The organism is Pseudomonas sp. Z4-7 (assembly GCF_051131965.1).
Classification (GTDB): Bacteria; Pseudomonadota; Gammaproteobacteria; order Pseudomonadales; family Pseudomonadaceae; genus Aquipseudomonas.
The window spans coordinates 5385394-5402768 of sequence record NZ_CP071642.1 but is presented as its reverse complement, the minus strand read 5'-3'; the positions used below and the strand labels follow the sequence as shown (position 1 = coordinate 5402768).

Sequence of the window (17375 nt, the reverse complement as noted above, 5' to 3'; positions counted from 1 at the left end):
GGAACCAGGCATGGGCGTAAGCCGCACACTGTTGCTGTTGTTGTGTCTCGGGGCGTTGCTCGGTGTTCGCGTGGCCGAGTCGGCGCCGTTGCCCGGCAAGATCCGCGCGGCCAGCGAGGAGTGGGCCGACTACACCCAGGCGGATGGCCAGGGCATGGCCTGGGATATCCTGCGCGAGGTGTTCGAACCCGAAGGCGTCAAGCTGGAAACCCGCAGCGTGCCTTACACCCGTTCGATCGGCCTGGTGCAGCGTGGCGAAGTCGACGTGCAGGTCGGTGCCTATCGCGACGAATCCGAGGGGGTGCTCTACCCCAATTGGCACTACGACGTCGATCACATCTATGCGTTGGGCCTGGCGTCAAAGCCCTCTCCCACGTTGGCCACGGTGGGTAATTACCGGCTGGTGTGGATGCGCGGGTACGAATACAACAATTACCTGCCGAACATCCGGCGCTTCAATGAAATCCACCGCTCCGTGGGGATCCTGCCGATGCTGGTCCACGACCGTGCCGATTTTTATATCGATGCGTTGATGGAAATCCAGGATGTACTCGCCAAGGCCGACGACCCCCAGCAGTTCAAGCTCTCTGCGCTGATCAACCTGCCGCTGTACCTGGGCTTTGCCGACACCGAAAACGGACGTGCCTTGCGTGCACTGTTCGACCGGCGCATGGACGTGCTGGTGAAAAGCGGCCAATTGAAGCCGATTTTCGAACGGTGGAAGCAGCCCTATCCCTTCGACGAGAGCGGCAAGCCACCAAAGCCGTGATCAAACTTTTCGATGGTAATGGTTGATAATTCAGCCTAAGCGTCTGTCGGATCGTGCTGTTACAATGCCCGCCTCTGCGAATCTCCAGTACTAGATCAGGAGCACACCGGTGCCTGTCGTTTTTGTTGCCGCTTCCAAGCTGCCAACACCCTTTGCGCAATTCACCATGCATGGTTTTCTCGATGAAGCCTCCGGCCGCGAGCACGTCGTGCTCAGCCTGGGTGATTTCGCCGACGGCGCTCCGGTACTCGGTCGCCTGCACTCCGAATGCCTGACGGGCGATGCCTTGTTCAGCCAGCGCTGCGACTGCGGCTCGCAACTCGAAGCGGCCCTGCAAGCCATTGCTCGCGAGGGCCGTGGCGTACTGCTGTACCTGCGCCAGGAAGGCCGCGGCATCGGCCTGTTGAACAAGATCCGTGCCTACGAGCTGCAAGACGGCGGCGCCGATACTGTCGAAGCCAACGAGCGCCTCGGGTTTGCCGCCGACTTGCGTGACTACAGCATTTGCCAGCCGATGCTCGAACACCTGGGCATCAAGTCCTTGCGACTGATGACCAACAACCCGCGCAAGGTCAAGGCATTGACCGACATGGGCGTAGTGGTTGCGGAGCGCGTGCCGCTGCATACCGGGCACAACCCGCACAACAAGCTTTACTTGGCAACCAAGGCCAGCAAGCTCGACCACATGATGGGCAACGAGCACCAGGGCGAGGTCGACCGGGCGTGACGCGTGGTCAGGTTCGGCGGCGGCTGGCCGTCAGTTGGTGGCAATACCTGGCGCTGGCGTTGCTGCCGCTGTTCGTGATCAACGCGGTGTTTGGTCAGGGCGAAGCGATTCTGCCGGTATTGGCGATGCCGTTGTTTATCGCCGGCGTGGCGTCGATGTTTGTCAGCCTGCGATTTTTCGGCGGTTATAAAAACGCACTGATCGCCACGCAGAAATCCCTCGGTACACCGGAGGAGCCTGAAGCCTGGATCACCCTCGCCGCTCGGCGTCGTGCGGCCTTCCTGGCGGCAGGCCTACCGGCGTGGATTGGCGCGCTGGCGGTGTTTGTCGGGTTGGAAGCGGTACCGCTGATGCTCCTGACGTTATCCACTGCGGTGCTGTTCTACCTGTATCGCATCCCACGCCAGCTCGGCTGATGCGTCTCTGGCTGGCGGTTCTGTTGCTAGCCGCCAGCGCTTCGACGGCGGCGGCCAATCGTGTCGTCAGCCTGGCGCCGTCGCTCTCTGAAATCGTCGTTGAACTGGACTCCGCCGACCTGCTGGTGGGTGTGTTGGACGGTGGCGATCGTCCACCGGTCCTGAAGGACCTGCCGTCGGTGGGGCGTTACGGCCAGCTGGACATGGAGCGCTTGCTCAGCCTCAAGCCTGACCTGCTCCTGCTCTGGCCCGGCAGTATCGGCCCGGCCCAGCGCGAACAGCTCAAGGGCCTGGGCATCCCGATTTATATCGCCGAGTCCCACAGCCTCGACCAGCTCCTCCACCAAATCGAAGACATCGCCGCCCAGCTCGGCCGCCCGGAGCGGGGCGTGCAACGGGCGGCGCAATTGCGTGAGCGTCTTGAGGCATTACGCCAGCGCTATCGACGGGAGACGCCGTTGCCGGTGTTCTATCAGGTCTGGGATCGGCCGCTGTACACCGTGGGCGGCCGACAGATCATCAGTGATGCGTTGTCAGTGTGCGGCGCGCGCAACGTCTTTGCAGACCTGGACCTGCCGGCGCCGCAGGTGAGCGTGGAGTCGGTATTGCAGCGCCAACCGCAGGTGATCCTGGCTACGGAGCAGGCGCAGCTTGACGCCTGGAAAGCCTGGCCGGTGGCGCAGGGGCGGTTGTTGCTGGTCAAGGATAAAGGCCTGGAGCGGGCCAGCGGGCAGATGATCGAGGCGACGGCGCGGTTGTGTGAGTTGATTGCGCCAGACCGGTAGACCGCGGGGCTCCCAATCGCGAGCAAGCTCGCTCCCACAGGGATTCGTGGCGAACGCTGATTTCATATCCGCCACAGATCACCTGTGGGAGCGAGCTTGCTCGCGATGAGGCCAGGCCGGGCACCATAAATTCTGGATCAGAGGGAAGGCGTCCAGGTCACCCCAAACAACCACGCCCGCCCTTCCTCCCGATACCCATACTGTCCCCCGTCATGGCTATACAGCGCCCGGCTGTAATTCTGGTCCAGCAGGTTATCGACCTTCATCTCAAGCTTCACTTCCCGGCTCAACGCCCAACTGCCGCGCACTCCGAGCAGCGCATAGCCGCCCAAGGCGTTGCGGTTGTTTTCATCGTCGTAACTGCTGCTCACCGCTTGCCAGCTCGCGCCGAGGCCGAGGCGGTCGAATTGCCGGTCCAGGTCCAGGCTCAACGTGCGGCGGGCGCGGCGTGCCAGGGTGTGGCCGCTGTCGCGGTCGCGCGGGTCGATGATCGCCAGGCCGAGGTTGCCCTGCCAGCCGAACAGTTCCTGCCGGTAGGCCATTTCGAAACCGTTGATCCGCGCCGAAGCGACGTTCTGCGGCCGTGAGTTGCTGCCAAAGATGATCGCGTCTTCCAGGTTCGTGCGGTACAGGGACGCTTCCAGGCGAGCGCTGTCGCTCAGTTGGCTGCGCCATTGCAATTCGTAGCTTCTGGCCGTCTCGGGTTTCAGGTCCGGGTTGCTGAAGTCCGGGTAGTAAAGATCGTTGAAGGTCGGCGCGCGGAAGCTTTCGCTGTAGGTCAGCAACACGTCGTTGGTCGGGTTGACAGGCAGGGTAAGGGTGCCGCTCCAGCTGTTCTGGCCGCCAAACTGCTGGTTCTGATCGCGGCGCAAGCCCAGTTCGGTCGAGAACGTTTCGGCCTGGAAGCGGTGCTGGATGAATGCCGCACGATTCCAGCGGCTGTCTTCGTCGAACGGCGTGGTGCTGTTGACGCGGTCCTGGTACCAGTCGCCGCCGAGGATCAGGCTGTTGCGTTCGTCCAGGGTCACGTCGTTCTGCCAGGTCAGCGAGTCGCGATAAGTGTTGAACACCTCCCGGACATCGCTGAGCTTGTCGAACGTTTTTTCCCGGTTCTCACTGTGGCCCAGCTCGAGGCGGGATTTCCACGCGTCGTTGATCCGCCCATCGACATAACCGCTGAAACTGCTGACCGCAAATTCACTGTAGGGCTGTTGGGGCAGCGACTCAAAAGTGTTGGAGTCGAAGCGGCCGAACGGGTTGTCGTATTCGCTTTTGCCACGGTTATCCAGCAGGTTGAGGCCAACTTCCAGGTCGTCGCTGGCTGCATGGCTCAGGCTGAGACTGAAGGACTGGTTGCGGTTGGCATCGGCGTCGCGATCGCTGGCGTAGGACTCATGGGTCCGATTGCTCCCCTCGCTTTCGTCGAGGCTGGCGCCCAGGTTGAAACGGGTCTGCTCGTCGCCACCGGACAGACCGAGGCTGCGCTCCCAGGTCTGATGATTGCCGACGCCCATATGCAGGCGTGGCTGTAGGCCTTGTTCGGCGCCGCGACGGGTGAAAATCTGAATGACCCCGCCCACCGCATCGGCGCCGTAGATCACCGAGCGCGAACCGCGCAGCACTTCCACCCGTTCGATCTGGTTGATGTTCAAGCGTTGCAGATTGCTGTCGCCGGAGGTCGCGTTGCCGATGCGCTGGCCGTCCACCAGCACCAGGCTCTGGGCCGACTTGGTGCCGCGAATGTAGATTCCCGGCAGGCTGCCGCGCCCGCCCAACGGTGCCACCTGTACGCCGGGCACGCGGCTGAGCAGGTCGGTGACAGTGGCCGGTTGCAGGCGTTCGATGTCGTCGCGGGTGAAGATTGTGTTGGCGGCGCTGCTGTCATTGCGCGCCTCGACCTGGCGATTGGCGCTGATCAGGATGTCAGGCAGCTTGAGGGCCTGGTCGCGTTCGAAGGTCTCGGCGAGCAGGTCGGCGGCGGGTAGCAGAGAGAGGGCGAGGGCGAGGCGGAGTTTCATGGGTGTTCCGTTATGACTGGGTCCACATAAAACCAATGTGGGAGCGAGCTTGCTCGCGATAGCGGAGTGTCAGTCAACTAATGCTCGGCTGATACACCGCTATCGCGAGCAAGCTCGCTCCCACAGGGGCTTGTGTTGGCTGTACTTACAAGCCCAGCAACTGCAACCGCAGCCGCACCGCCGCTTCGATCCCCACCTCGTCCAGCCCGCATTCGGCGAGCATCTGCGCCGGCTTGGCGTGCTCGACGTAGATGTCCGGCAACCCCAGGTGCAGCACTGACTTGAGGATGTTTTCCCGGGCCAGGAACTCGCTGACCGCCGCGCCAGCGCCGCCCATGATGGCGTTTTCCTCGATGGTCACCAGCAGTTCGTGGCTGCCGGCCATCTCGCGCACCAGGGCTTCGTCCAGCGGTTTGACGAAACGCATGTCCACCACGGTGGCGTCGAGTTTTTCGGCGACCTTCAAGGCTTCCGCCAGCTGTACACCAAACACCAGCAGGGCGGTTTGCTTGCCGTGGCGGCGGATCACACCCTTGCCGATCTCGATCGGCTCCAGGTCGCTTTCGATCGTTGCATTCGGGCCGGTGCCACGCGGGTAGCGCACCGCCGCCGGACCGTTGAACAGGTGGCCGGTGGTGAGCATCTTGCGCAATTCATTCTCATCGCTCGGCGTCATCACCAGCATGCCGGGGATACAGCGCAGGTAGGACAGGTCGAAGCTGCCGGCATGGGTCGGACCGTCTTCGCCCACCAGGCCCGCGCGGTCAATGGCGAACAGCACGTCGAGGTTCTGCACGGCGACGTCATGCACCAGTTGGTCATAGCCGCGTTGCAGGAACGTCGAATAGATCGCCACCACCGGTTTGGCGCCTTCGCAGGCCATGCCGGCGGCGAGCGTAACGGCATGCTGTTCGGCAATTGCCACGTCGAAATAACGCTGCGGGTAACGTTCGCTGAACGCCACCAGGTCCGAACCTTCCTTCATCGCCGGGGTAATGCCCACCAGGCGCGGGTCGGCGTCGGCCATGTCGCACAGCCATTGGCCGAACACGCCGGAATACTTCGGTCCGCCGGCCTTTTTCGGCGCGGCGGCGGGGGCATCCAGGGGTTCGAGCTTGGTGATCGCGTGATAGCCGATCGGGTCGACTTCCGCCGGAGCGAAGCCTTTGCCTTTCTTGGTGACCACGTGCAGGAACTGCGGGCCCTTGAGATCGCGCATGTTGCGCAGGGTGGCGATCAGCGTCGGCAGATCGTGGCCGTCGATGGGGCCGATGTAGTTCCAGCCCAGCTCTTCGAACAGCGTGCCGGGGACCAGCATGCCCTTGGCATATTCTTCGGTACGGCGGGCGATTTCCCAGGCGCCGGGCAGGCGCGACAAGACCTTCTTGCTGCCTTCACGCATGCTCGCATAGGTGCGGCTGGAGAGGATCTTCGCTAGGTAGTTGGACAAGCCGCCGACATTGCGCGAAATCGACATGTCGTTGTCGTTGAGGATCACCAGCATGTTGGCGTCGACTTCAGGGGCGTGGTTCAGCGCCTCGAAGGCCATGCCCGCCGTCAACGCACCATCGCCGATCACGGCGATCGCCTTGCGTTCGCTGTTCTGCAGGCGGGCGGCAATGGCCATGCCAAGGGCAGCGCTGATGGAGGTGCTGGAATGACCGACGCCAAAGGTGTCGTACTCGCTCTCGGAACGGCGCGGAAAAGCCGCGATGCCGTCCTTCTGGCGCAGCGTGCCCATGCGGTCGCGGCGGCCTGTGAGGATTTTATGCGGGTAGGCCTGATGGCCAACGTCCCACACCAGGCGATCGTCCGGAGTGTCGAAGACGTAATGCAGGGCGATGGTCAGCTCGATGACGCCCAGGCCAGCGCCGAAATGCCCACCGGTCTGGCCGACCGTGTAGAGCAATTCCAGGCGCAACTCATCGGCCAGGGTTTCCAGCTCGGCTTCACCCAGCCGACGCAGGCCGTCCGGCGTGTTGGCGCGGTCCAGCAAGGGCGTGGACGGGCGTGTGCGGGGAATCTCTTGGAACGTCGTGGGCATCAGGCGAATCGTTATAGGTATAAAAGAGGCGGCAGTTTACCTTATGCATCGCAAGCTGCCCACGCGTTGGCCGGAACTTGGCCGATACGCACATGTAATTGGGTTGACCGTGTATCAGCTGCGTCGTTCGACGATATAACGCGCCAGCTCGCGCAACGGTTCGGCGGCCGCGTCAAAGGGTCGCAGCGCGTCCAGGGCCAGGTCGCGCAGCTCCAGCGCGTAGGCCTTGGCGGCCTCGAGTCCGAGCAGGGCCGGGTAGGTCGGCTTGTCACGGGCGATGTCGGCGCCCTGGCGTTTGCCGAGGGTCTGGGTATCGCTTTCGACGTCGAGGATGTCGTCCTGCACCTGGAAGGCCAGGCCGATGGCCCGCGCGTAGGTCTGCAAGGCTTGCAGCTGTTCAGGCGTGGCCCGGCCGCTGGCCAGGGCGCCGAGCCGGACGCTGGCTTCGATCAGCGCGCCGGTCTTGTGCCGATGCATGTATTCCAAGGCGTCCTGGTCGAGTTTCAAGCCCACCGAACCGAGGTCGATGGCCTGGCCGCCGACCATGCCAGCCGGGCCTGCCGCTTGTGCCAGGGCGCTGACCATGTCCAGGCGAACCTCTGCCGGGCAATTGCTCAGGGCCGGGTCCAGCAGGGCGCTGAAAGCCAGGCTTTGCAAACCGTCGCCCGCGAGGATCGCGCAGGCTTCGTCGAATTTCTTGTGCGTGGTCGGCTGGCCGCGACGCAGGTCGTCATCGTCCATGGCCGGCAAGTCGTCGTGCACCAGCGAATAGGCGTGGATCAGTTCCACCGCGCAGGCCGCGCCGTTGGCCTGCTCGGCAGCGCCACCAAGAGCTTCGCACGCGGCATAGGCGAGCAACGGACGCACGCGCTTGCCGCCGTTCATCACGCTATAGCGCATGGCTTCGTAGAGCCGCGCCAGTTCAGGGCTCGGGGCGGCGAACAAACTGTCCAGCGCGGCATTGACCCGGGCCTGACTGCTGGCCTGATACGCGCCGATCATTCAGGCTGTTCCGCGTCGAACGGTTCTTCGGTCAGCTCGCCGTCGCGTTCCAGCAGCAGTTGCACTTTCTGCTCGGCCTGGGCCAGCGCCGCCTGGCAGTCGCGAGTCAAGCCGATACCCTGCTCGAAAGCGGTCAGCGAGTCTTCCAGCGACAGTTCGCCGTTCTCCAGGCGTTCGACCAGCGCTTGCAGGTCGGCCAGAGATTGTTCGAAATCCAGTGCAGCTTTCTTGCGGGCCATGGCGGCTATTCCGGTTGACTGTTAAACCGGCGCGACACTAGCAGACATGGGGGTTTGGGGCAAATCAGGGTCGGGTTTATCGCGGCGCAACGGGTGAGCTGAGACAGACGGCTTTTGTGGCGAGGGAGCTTGCTCCCGCTGGGCTGCGAAGCAGACCCAACGCTGCGCAGGCTTACCCAGATTGCGACTGCTGCGCAGTCGAGCGGGAGCAAGCTCCCTCGCCACGGGGTATTCAGTCAGCGGGATAATTGATGCGATAACGGGTGCTGCGTCCCCCGCCGGGCATCCGCTCCAGGCAGCCCTTCTCCAACAGCTCCGTCAGGTGTCGCGTGGCCGTTGCCTTGGAAACCTTGGCCACGGCTTGGTACAGAGCTGCGCTGATGCCCTGCTCGAATCCCCTTTCACCACCGTCGAGCCATCGTTTCAGCACTTTGATCTGTTCCGGTGAGAGCGCCGAATCGCGATGGACTTGCCAGAAACGCGTCTTGCCCAGAACACTTTCGATATTGGTCATTGCCTTCTGCAGGCTGCGCAAAAGCGTTTGCAGGAACCAGGTCAACCAGTCGGTGATATCCAGCGTGGCTTTCTGGCTGTTTTCCAGGATTCGGTAATAGCCGGCGCGGTCGTCCAGGATGCTTACGGACATCGCGTAGAAACGGATCGCCTGGGCCTCGCCCTGGGCCAGTGCCAGGTCGGTCAAGGTGCGGGTCAAGCGACCATTGCCATCGTCGAATGGGTGCAGAGTGACAAACCAGAAATGAGCGATGCCGGCTCGCAGCAATGGGTCGAGATCGATCTGTTGACGACTTGCCTCGAACCAATCGACAAACCTTTGCAATTGCTGTTCAAGGCCTTGGCGAGGCGGTGCCTCGAAGTGAACGGTAGGGCGGTCCAACCGGCCCGAAACCACTTGCATCGGTTCATCACCGCGTAGCGCGCCGACGCGGATCCGCCGATGAGCCAGGTTGCTGGTTTGATCAGGAAACAACCACTCATGCCAATCCAGCAAGCGCTCGACAGTCAGGGGCTGATTGAAATGCCGGGTCGCATCCAGCAGCAGGTTTGCCAAGCCCTCGCTACGCGGGCTGGCCGGATTGTCGTCTACGGGTTCCAGGCCCAGACGGCGAGCCAGGGACGAGCGCACCGAGCCGACATTCAGTTGTTCTCCTTCGATAGCCGAGGAGGTCACGATGTTCTGCAGCAAGGCGTTCAACTCGTTTTGAGCGCTGAGCGAAGCCGTGACCGCGCCCGTCATGCCAAGCAGTTGGCCTTGGGCCTGCACGCATTCCCTTAGCGCCGGCGCCAATGCTTCAGCTTGCCAGTGAAAGTCGGGCCATTCGGCCTGCTGCCAGATCCAATAAGCTGCCATGAGTCTGTCCGAAAGTGAGTGAGCCGAATAATAGCGCTATTCGGCTCATTTAGTGAGCCGAATAAAATTCCTATTCGGCTCACGCTATTCTCAGTCCGTGATTTCGCACACAGAATCGCGCGTTCCCCGATTGTGAAAAATCCGTCAAATGGCTACTCTTCGCGCCATCTACGGCCCCTTGTAACGGGGCCTTCAGACGTAACCCGAATAATGACGAACAGCGCCCGGGGAAGGGCGCCGGGTTGCGTTGTGCATGGCAGGAGGCATACGTGCGTTTTCTTTTTTTATCGATCGTGCTGCTCGGTGCGCCGTTGGCGTGGGCCGGGCCTTCGGCCGAGTTGTCGGAGCCGGTCGGTGGCTGGCGTTATAGCGGCTTGCTCGATCGCACGGAAAACCCTCAGGTCGCCTATCCGACACCGCCCATTGACCGAGGCATCCAGCGCAATCGCACGATGATCCAAGGTCGGATCAAGGACATGGGCACGGCGCGCCAGCCCCACAGCCTGGCAGTCAACGGCAACCCGTTGAATCTCTATACCGACGACGAGGGGCGTTTTGCCCGGCCGTATGCCTTTGGCGCCGGCTCCAACAGCGTCGAGGTGCGCAGCTCCGAAGGCCAGTCCCTCAAGCGCGTGCAATTTTATGAAGCCAACAACCTGCGCACCCCGGCGCAAATTCGCGTGGTGCTGGGCTGGGACGACCCCAAGGCCGAACTCGACCTGCATATCGTCACACCCGATGGCCAACATGCATTCTTCGGCCAGCCGGCGCTGAGCAATGGCGGCGGCCTCGACCCGGACGGCGTCGATGGCCCCGGCCCCGAGATGTTCACCATGACCGCGCCGATGCACGGTACCTACCTGGTCTACGTGAACTATTGGGGCAACTACGGCAGCGGCGGCTACAACTTCGATGAAACGAGCAACCAGAACGAGGTGATCACCTCGCAGATCAACCTGGTGCTCAACGAAAACACCGTCGATGAAAAACGCGAGACCTTTGTCGTGCCCCTGCGCGCCATTGGCGATCTGTTGCTGGTCAAGACTTTCAATTACTAAGCTCCACGGATGAACAGGCCCTTGTGAATATGAGCGACAACACTGCTTCCCCGACCACGCCGACCCCTGTCGCCAAACCAGTGCGCCGCTGGCCGGCGATACTGATCGGGCTATGCCTGGTGACCGGCGTGGCCGCCGGGTTGGGCTGGTTCATGACCAAGCCCAAGGCGCCGCCCACGGAGCTGGCGTTGGAAAAGCTCGGCGTGAGCCGTCCCGACGGTCTGCTCGAGGCGCACTCCTTGAGCCAATTGCCCAAGGACCTGCTGGCCGTGCCGTTCCTCAAGGCCACGCTCACCGAGGATTTCGTCTTCTATTACGAAGCTCACGCCGACCGCCTCGGCCTGATTGGCAGCCTGCGCCGGATCATTTACGAGCATGATCTCAAGCTGCAGGACAGCCTGATCGAGCAGCTTTTCGACCAGCCAGCCGACGTCGCGCTGTGGCGCGGTGCGGACGGCCGACTCAAGGATTTCCTGCTGGTGATGGACCGTGGCGGATTGGCGAAGGTGCTGGAGCCGTTGGCGAAAGTCGCCCTGGACGACACCCAGTTGAGCAAGCTCGGCGACCTGAAGGTGGGCGGCGATGAAGTCGCGCTCTATCAACTGAGTTATAACGCCAGCAAATCCCTGGTCTTCGCGTCCCATGGCGACAAGCTGGTGGTGCTGTCCAACCCGACCAAGCTCTACGACCGGGGCAGTGGCCCTACCGACGAACCGGGCATGATCTCGACCCAGGCCCTCGAAGCGTTGCTGGCCGGTGAGAAACTCTTCCCGGAAGCCTTCGGCCTGCCGCCCAAGGCGCCGCAGGTCAAGCAGCGCATCTCGGTCAACGCCAGCGTGCTCGCCATGGGTTACCAGCGTTTCATTCCGAACTTCGCCGGCTTGCGTTTCGACATGGACGACAAGGGCTGGCACAGCTTCCTGGCCATGGACGAATTGGAGAACCAGCCGGACTTCGATTTCAAGCCAATCTGGCAAGCCATGCCGATGGGCGCCAGCGCCTGCGTGGCCTTGCCCCTGGCCGCCGAGCAGCAGAAGCCCCTGCTGGTAAAACTCGGTGCCGACGAAAAAGCCGCCCAGGCCATGGTTGATCACGTGGCGGGTGCGGCGGGCCTGTGCTGGTACGCCGAGTCGCGCCTGTACACCCCGCTGCTGGTGGCAAGCCTGAACGAAGACGACGGCAAGCTCGACGCCGACCTGGGCAAGCTGTTCGGTTCGATGGTGGGCGCCTATGAAAACAATGTCGCCGAACATGCGTTCCCGGTTGTAGAGAAGCAGCAAGGTGCGATGCACCAATGGCAACGCCAGGTCAGCTCCAACTTCGGCCCCTACCTGGCCAAGGACGCTGAGCAGCCCGAGTCGATCACCGGCAAGGCGTTCATGCGGGTCAGCCTGGCGCGCCACGGTTCGACCCTGCTGTTCTCCCTTGACGACAAACTGGTCGACAAGGCCCTCGGCACCCTCGACAAACGCTTCCCGCCCATGGCCGATGTAGTGCCCAAGGACCAATTGATGCCGGTCTACTTTGGCCCCGACTCCATGGCGCAACTGATGCAGCGCGAAACCCTCGACAGCCTGCCACAGGACATGGAACCGGTGTTCTACAACGCCGCGCAAACCTACCTGATTCCGAAACTGCGCACCCTCGGCGGCTACGGCAAATACGCGCTGACCTTGCCTGCAGGCAGCGAGCCGGACGGCCATTGGCAATGGTTGCCGCTGGAATGGAAAGCGCTGTGACAGGACTGATCCGCATTCCCGGATTGGCGCTGCTGCTGGCATTGCTGCTCGGCGCGCGGGCGTTCGCCGACGAGGCGCCGCCGCTGGATGCGCAACAATCCCAGGTCTTTCGGGCCTGGTTCGTGCGCATCGCCCAGGAGCAACTGAGCAAAGGCCCGAGCCCGCGTTGGTACCAGCAGGACTGCGCCGGACTGGTGCGTTTCGCTGCCAACGAAGCGCTGAAAGTCCATGACCAGAAATGGTTGCGCAGCAATGGCCTGTCCAACCGCTACCTGCCGCCGGAGCTGCCGCTGAGCGATGCGCAACGGCGCCTCGCCCAGCAATGGCAACAGGGCGGCGGCAAGGTCGGGCCCTATGTCAACGCGATCAAGCTGATCCAGTTCAACAGCCGTCTGGTGGGCCGCGATGTCACCCAGGCCCGGCCCGGCGACCTGATGTTCTTCGACCAGGGCGACGATCAGCACCTGATGATCTGGATGGGCCGCTACATCGCCTATCACACCGGCACTACCACCCCCACTGACAACGGCATGCGTTCCGCAAGCCTGCAACAACTCATGAACTGGAAGGACACCCGATGGATACCCGACGCAGCCAACCCCAACTTCATCGGCGTCTATCGACTCAACTTTCTCACCCAATGACCGGTGCCCGCATGCTGCGCTTGTGTTCGAAACTGCCCCTGCTGTTTGCTCTGTTGCTGGCACCTCTCGTGAATGCCGAAGACACCGTGGAGCCCAGCGGCTACACGCCGGTGTCCGGTGAAAGCTTCTTCCTGCTGGCCGACAGCAGTTTCGCCAGCGACGAGCAGGCGATGGTCCGTCTCGAAGCGCCGGGTCGCGACTACCGCCGGTTCCGCATGGAGCCCTACGGCGGCGCCGATATCCGCGTCTATCGCATCGAAAAGCCACTGGAGTTCCTCAAGCGCCAGAAGAACCTGCATCGCGTGGTCAGCGACGGCCAGTTCAAGGGCGAAGGCTTGTCCAATACCCTCGCGTACCTGTGGGACAACTGGTATCGCAAGTCCCGCCGGGTGATGCAGCGGGCGTTCTCCTACGAGTCCCGCCAGCAAGTCACTGAAGAAGTGCCGGAGCTGAAGGTCGGCAATGCCCTGATCGCGCCGACCCCGTACGACGCTCCAGCGCAATTCGCCTTGATCCCCGGCTTGCCGGTGGTCAGCCAGTTCCGCTATCCGCTGTGGCAGGCCAAACCGATCCAGCCACCGGCCGGCGTCGACCTGGCCGGTTCGTCCAGCGACTTTGTCAGCGTCGCGCCGGGCAATGTCTACGTGCCGCTGGGCCAGTTGAAGCCGGGCCTGTACCTGGTGGAAGCGCTGATCGGCAAGTACCGGGCGACGACGATGGTCTTTGTCTCCAACACCGTGGCCGTGAGCAAGATTGCCGGCGACGAATTGCTGGTCTGGGCCGCGCGCAAGCATGAGGGCCGTTCGGTGCCCAAGGTCAACGTGCTGTGGACCGACGGCCTGGGCGTGATGAGCAGCGGTGCCACCGATGAGGACGGCCTGCTGCGCCTCAAGCACGTCAGCCCGGAGCGTTCGTTCGTCATTGGCGAGGACGAAGAGGGCGGGGTGTTCGTCTCGGAAAACTTCTACTACGACAGCGAAATCTACGACACCAAGCTTTACGCGTTCACTGACCGGCCGCTGTACCGGCCGGGGGATTGGGTGTCACTGAAGATCGTTGGCCGGGAGTTCAAGAACGCCCGCGACTCGGTGCAACCGACCGCCGCCGACGTCAACGTCACGGTGCTGGACGCGACCGGCACCGCGCTGCAAACCCTGGCCCTGAAGCTCGACTCCAAGGCCGGCACCCAGGGCCGTTTCCAATTGCCGGAAAATGCCGTGGCCGGTGGTTATGAGTTGCGCTTCAGCTACAAGGATCAGCTCTACAGCAGCGCCTTTCGCGTGGCTGAATACGTCAAGCCGCATTTCGAAATCGCCCTGAACCTCGCCAAGCAGGATTACCGCACCGGCGAGCCGGTCAAGGGCAATCTGGTGTTGCTGTACCCGGACGGCAAGCCCGTGGCGGACGCCAAGGTCAGCCTGAGTCTGCGCGCCCAGCAACTGTCGATGGTGGATAACGAGCTGCAATACCTGGGGCAATTCCCGGTGGAGCTGACCAGCAGCGAAGTGACCACCGACGCCAAGGGCAACGCCGTCCTCGACCTGCCGGCCGCCGACAAGCCAAGCCGCTACACACTTACCGTATTCGCCAGCGATGGCGCGGCCTATCGGGTCAAGACCAGCAAGGAAATCCTCATCGATCGTGGCGCGGCGAATTTCCGCCTGAGCGCTCCCCAGCGGTTCAGCGCCGTCGGCCAGAAAGTGTCGTTCAGCTACGCCAACGAAGGCGGCAACGAGCAGGCCAAGGCCGTGACACCGGGCAGCTACGCCTGGGTACGCCTGGAAGACCAGAGCACCGGCGAAGGCAAGCTGGCGGCCAAGGACAAGGGTTTCAGCCTGTCCTTCGAGCGTCCTGGCACCTACAACCTGACGCTCAAGGACGACCACGGCCGGGTCATTGGCGCCGCCGCGCATGCGGTAACCGGTGAAGGTATCAAGGCCGTGCCGGGCACGGTCGAGATCGTCTTCGACAAGCCTGAATACAAGACCGGTGACGAAGCCCTGGCCTTGATCACTTTCCCGGAACCGGTCAGCGACGCGCTGCTGTCCCTGGAGCGGGACAAGGTCGAGGCTACCGCGCTGCTGACCAAGGGCGCCGACTGGCTGAAGATGGAAAAGCTCAGCGACACCCAATACCGCGCGCGCATTGCCGTGAAAGACAACTTTGCGCCGAACCTGACCTTCTCGGTGCTGTACACCAAGGGCGGCCAGTACAGCTTCCAGAACGCCGGGATCAAGGTGGTTGCGCCGCAGATCGACGTGGCCATCACCACCGATAAAGCCACGTATCGCCCGGGCGACACCGTAACCGTGGACCTGGGCACCCAGTTCGCCGGCAAGGCGATCCCGGCGCACCTGACCGTCAGCGTCGTCGATGAAATGGTCTATGCCCTGCAACCGGAAGTGGCGCCCACTATCGACCAGTTCTTCTATCACCCCCGCCGCAACAACGTGCGCACCAGCGCCAGCCTGTCGTTCATCAGCTACGACGTGGCGCTGCCGGGCAGCCCTGGCGCGCCGGGCAAGGCCAACCGCAGCGAGCGCGGCGTCAAGGTGCTGGAACGGCCGCGTCGCGAAGACGTCGACACCGCCGCATGGCAACCGGAGTTGGTCACCGACGCCAACGGCAAGGCCCGCTTTACCTTCAAGATGCCGGACTCCCTGACCCGCTGGCGCATCACCGCCAAGGCAATCGCTGACGACGGCCAGGTGGGGCAGAAGAAGCAGTTCATCGCCTCGGAAAAACCGCTGTACCTGAAGTGGAGCGGCCCGACCCGCTTCCGCGTGGGCGACAAGCCGCAACTGGGCCTGTTCGTCTTCAGCCAGTCGGAAAAACCGCTCAAGGCCGAACTGTTGATCCGCTACGCCGGCGCCGAACAGCGTGTGGTCGCGGACCTGAAAAATGGCATCAACTACGTCGCGCTGCCGACCATGGAACTGAGCAACGGCGACTTGACCGTGCAGTTGCAACTCAATGGCGAAACCCAGGACTCCCTGGCCATGCACCTCAATGCCAGCGGCAACGGTTGGCAAGTCACCCAGAGCCAGCGCCTCGACGTCATGAGTGACGCCACGCCACTGAGCCTGCCGGCCGACGCCAGTGACATTCGCCTGCGTCTGGATGACAGCCCGCAAGCGCTGTTCCGTTCGGCCCTGGACGACCTGCTGAGCTACCCGTACGGCGGCGTCGAACAGACCGCCAGCCGCTTGTTGCCGTTGAGCATTGCCTACCCGTCCCTGGCGTCGAACCCACAGATCCGTGACCGCTTGCGTTTGATCATGCAGAACAGTCGCTTGCGCCTGGTGCAAATGGCCGGCCCGTCGGCGAGCTTCACCTGGTGGGGCCAGGATGGCGAGCCGGATGCATTCCTCACCGCCTACGCCTATTACGCCGACTGGCACGCCAGCAAGGCGCTGGACCTGAACCTGCCGCCGGAACACTGGCAGCGAGTGCTGGAGGTCTATGCCAAGCAGGCCGGTGATACGCCATTGCTGCAACGTGCCCTGATCCTGTCGTTTGCCAAACAGATGCAGCTGCCGGTGAACACCTTGATCAGCGGTTTGATGGACGACCTGGCGAAGGCCAGCGAAGACAGCACCGAGAGCGTGCTGGACAGTGGCGAGGACAGCCTCGTCATGTACGCGCCGGATTCAGCCCTCGGCCTGGCCAGCGCCCGTGTCCTGACGGCATCGCTGGCCAAGCAGGTAAAAGTGCCAATGCCGGCGGCCTTCAGTCGCCAGGCAGACGCCGCGCAACAGCAGTTGGAACTCAGCTCCCAGCCGTTCGTCGAGGCCTTGCTGTTGTCGTTGCAGAGCTTCGATCAGGCGCGCGCCGCCGCGTTGCTGCAGCGCGTGTTGCCACAGCAATCCACGCTGGAACGTGCCCTGGCCCTGACCTGGTTGCAGCGCAGTATCGAACAGGCGCCGGCGGCCACAACCCTGGAACCGGCCGAAGGCTGGGCAGCCAAGCAGGGCGCGACCGGTGAAACCTACTGGCAGTGGCAGGGCGCGCAGCTACCAACGATGCTGACCCTGACCAGTGCCCAGGCGCGTCCGGTGCAGGCGTCATTGAGCTTCCAGAGCCAGCAAGCGCCAATTGCGCCGATGGCGGTGTCCATCACGCGTCGCCTGTCGCGCCTCGTGCCGGGCGACGAAGCGTTCACCTTCAAGCTCGAAGCCGTCGGCAACAAGCCGTTGTCCAGCGACAGCCTCTATCTGGATGAAGTGATCATCAACAGCAAGGCCTCAACGCCGCTGCGCTACGGCATGCTCGAAGTGCCGCTGCCGCCGGGCGCTGATGTGGAGCGCACCACGTGGGGCATCCAGTTGCTGGGCAAGGCCGACAGCGAACCAACGTCCCTGGAAAAGGCCCGTTTCGAACCGGGCCAGATGGCTTACGCGGTCCCGGTGGATGCCCTTAGTGGCGAACTGCGCCTGCGGCACCTGGTGCGTTTCTCCCAGAAGGGCCAGTTCACCCTGCCGCCGGTGCGTTTCACCCAGGTGTATGCGCCGCAAAACCAGGCTCGCGAACAGAAACCGGCGCTCGGTCAGGTGACGGTCAACTGA

The 17375-nt window shown here is 63.0% G+C and carries 13 protein-coding genes; 8 read left to right on the top strand and 5 right to left on the bottom strand.

Annotated features, from left to right (window positions below):
- Positions 1-10: 10 nt before the first annotated feature.
- The 4 genes from J3P91_RS24250 to J3P91_RS24235 all read left to right on the top strand — a co-directional run bounded on the left by J3P91_RS24250 (position 11) and on the right by J3P91_RS24235 (position 2697).
- On the top strand, positions 11-769 hold the full coding sequence (locus tag J3P91_RS24250; protein WP_434601967.1) for a substrate-binding periplasmic protein: 759 nt from the start codon (positions 11-13) through the stop codon (positions 767-769).
- Positions 770-878: 109 nt separating this feature from the next.
- Positions 879-1496 (top strand): GTP cyclohydrolase II, encoded by a 618-nt coding sequence (ribA, locus tag J3P91_RS24245; RefSeq protein ID WP_434601966.1) that lies wholly within the window; start codon positions 879-881, stop codon positions 1494-1496.
- Positions 1493-1912, top strand: a complete 420-nt coding sequence (locus J3P91_RS24240; RefSeq protein WP_434601965.1) for an MFS transporter — start codon at positions 1493-1495, stop codon at positions 1910-1912. The genes ribA and J3P91_RS24240 overlap by 4 nt, the downstream gene beginning before the upstream one ends.
- On the top strand, positions 1912-2697 hold the full coding sequence (locus J3P91_RS24235) for a cobalamin-binding protein (protein ID WP_434601964.1): 786 nt from the start codon (positions 1912-1914) through the stop codon (positions 2695-2697). Before J3P91_RS24240 ends, J3P91_RS24235 begins: the two co-directional genes overlap by 1 nt.
- Before the next feature lie 137 nt (positions 2698-2834).
- Here J3P91_RS24235 and J3P91_RS24230 read toward each other — a convergent pair whose 3' ends face one another.
- From J3P91_RS24230 to J3P91_RS24210, 5 genes are all read right to left on the bottom strand, one after another.
- Positions 2835-4715 carry a TonB-dependent receptor domain-containing protein gene (locus J3P91_RS24230; RefSeq protein WP_434601962.1) on the bottom strand — a complete coding sequence of 627 codons (1881 nt, stop codon included), beginning with the start codon at positions 4713-4715 and terminating at the stop codon, positions 2835-2837.
- A gap of 145 nt (positions 4716-4860) precedes the next feature.
- Positions 4861-6759 carry a 1-deoxy-D-xylulose-5-phosphate synthase gene (gene dxs / locus J3P91_RS24225; protein WP_434601960.1) on the bottom strand — a complete coding sequence of 633 codons (1899 nt, stop codon included), beginning with the start codon at positions 6757-6759 and terminating at the stop codon, positions 4861-4863.
- Between the two features lie 114 nt (positions 6760-6873).
- Positions 6874-7761 carry a (2E,6E)-farnesyl diphosphate synthase gene (ispA, locus tag J3P91_RS24220; RefSeq protein ID WP_434571540.1) on the bottom strand — a complete coding sequence of 296 codons (888 nt, stop codon included), beginning with the start codon at positions 7759-7761 and terminating at the stop codon, positions 6874-6876.
- Positions 7758-8000 (bottom strand): exodeoxyribonuclease VII small subunit, encoded by a 243-nt coding sequence (locus J3P91_RS24215; RefSeq protein WP_305498501.1) that lies wholly within the window; start codon positions 7998-8000, stop codon positions 7758-7760. The genes ispA and J3P91_RS24215 overlap by 4 nt, the downstream gene beginning before the upstream one ends.
- A 232-nt stretch (positions 8001-8232) precedes the next feature.
- Positions 8233-9369 carry a Fic family protein gene (locus J3P91_RS24210; RefSeq protein WP_434601958.1) on the bottom strand — a complete coding sequence of 379 codons (1137 nt, stop codon included), beginning with the start codon at positions 9367-9369 and terminating at the stop codon, positions 8233-8235.
- A 269-nt stretch (positions 9370-9638) separates the two neighbouring features.
- Between J3P91_RS24210 and J3P91_RS24205 the strand changes: the two genes are divergently transcribed.
- Genes J3P91_RS24205 through J3P91_RS24190 form a run of 4 tightly spaced genes read left to right on the top strand, consistent with a single transcriptional unit; the run spans position 9639 to position 17375 of the window.
- Positions 9639-10427, top strand: coding sequence for a YfaP family protein (locus J3P91_RS24205; protein ID WP_434601956.1), 789 nt, complete (start codon positions 9639-9641; stop codon positions 10425-10427).
- A gap of 29 nt (positions 10428-10456) precedes the next feature.
- Complete coding sequence (locus tag J3P91_RS24200) at positions 10457-12166, top strand: DUF2138 domain-containing protein (protein WP_434601954.1); 1710 nt, start codon at positions 10457-10459, stop codon at positions 12164-12166.
- Complete coding sequence (locus tag J3P91_RS24195; RefSeq protein WP_434571546.1) at positions 12151-12810, top strand: DUF1175 domain-containing protein; 660 nt, start codon at positions 12151-12153, stop codon at positions 12808-12810. Before J3P91_RS24200 ends, J3P91_RS24195 begins: the two co-directional genes overlap by 16 nt.
- Complete coding sequence (locus tag J3P91_RS24190) at positions 12807-17375, top strand: alpha-2-macroglobulin family protein (RefSeq protein WP_434605213.1); 4569 nt, start codon at positions 12807-12809, stop codon at positions 17373-17375. The genes J3P91_RS24195 and J3P91_RS24190 overlap by 4 nt, the downstream gene beginning before the upstream one ends.

Coding starts and splice junctions, on each gene's coding strand:
- J3P91_RS24250 (WP_434601967.1), top strand. CDS start 11: ATGGGCGTAAGCCGCACACTGTTGCTGTTGTTGTGTCTCGGGGCGTTG.
- J3P91_RS24235 (WP_434601964.1), top strand. CDS start 1,912: ATGCGTCTCTGGCTGGCGGTTCTGTTGCTAGCCGCCAGCGCTTCGACG.
- J3P91_RS24230 (WP_434601962.1), bottom strand. CDS start 4,715: ATGAAACTCCGCCTCGCCCTCGCCCTCTCTCTGCTACCCGCCGCCGAC.
- dxs (WP_434601960.1), bottom strand. CDS start 6,759: ATGCCCACGACGTTCCAAGAGATTCCCCGCACACGCCCGTCCACGCCC.
- ispA (WP_434571540.1), bottom strand. CDS start 7,761: ATGATCGGCGCGTATCAGGCCAGCAGTCAGGCCCGGGTCAATGCCGCG.
- J3P91_RS24215 (WP_305498501.1), bottom strand. CDS start 8,000: ATGGCCCGCAAGAAAGCTGCACTGGATTTCGAACAATCTCTGGCCGAC.
- J3P91_RS24210 (WP_434601958.1), bottom strand. CDS start 9,369: ATGGCAGCTTATTGGATCTGGCAGCAGGCCGAATGGCCCGACTTTCAC.
- J3P91_RS24200 (WP_434601954.1), top strand. CDS start 10,457: ATGAGCGACAACACTGCTTCCCCGACCACGCCGACCCCTGTCGCCAAA.
- J3P91_RS24195 (WP_434571546.1), top strand. CDS start 12,151: ATGGAAAGCGCTGTGACAGGACTGATCCGCATTCCCGGATTGGCGCTG.
- J3P91_RS24190 (WP_434605213.1), top strand. CDS start 12,807: ATGACCGGTGCCCGCATGCTGCGCTTGTGTTCGAAACTGCCCCTGCTG.